Genomic DNA, 294 nt, shown 5'->3' on the forward strand with positions numbered 1-294 from the left:
CGGTGGGGTTGCGCGGGCGGTTGTGGCGGTTGTCTGCTGCTGAGTTGCGTGCGGCCGCGGTGTCGGCGAGTGCGGAGATTCTGCGTCTCGAGGCGGTGCGGGTGGCGGTGGTGGACGAACTGTCGACGCGCCCGGATGATCAGGTGATCGCCAGCCGCGGTGTCGGTGCGTGGTTGGCAGGCAACACGATGCTGCAGGTACGGGACGGAAAGAAGATCGCCGCCCTGGGCGCAGCACTACGGCCGTTTCCGGCGGTGGCAGCGAGATTCGATGTCGGGGATTGCTCGTTCGATC

General features: G+C 67.3%; 1 pseudogene. It reads left to right on the forward strand.

Going from position 1 to position 294, the window contains the following annotated elements:
• Positions 1-2 precede the first annotated feature (2 nt).
• A pseudogene (locus tag QM716_RS29160) lies at positions 3-294 on the forward strand (HNH endonuclease); the annotation flags it as partial.

The organism is Rhodococcus sp. IEGM 1409 (genome assembly GCF_030056735.1).
Lineage (GTDB): Bacteria > Actinomycetota > Actinomycetes > Mycobacteriales > Mycobacteriaceae > Rhodococcus_F.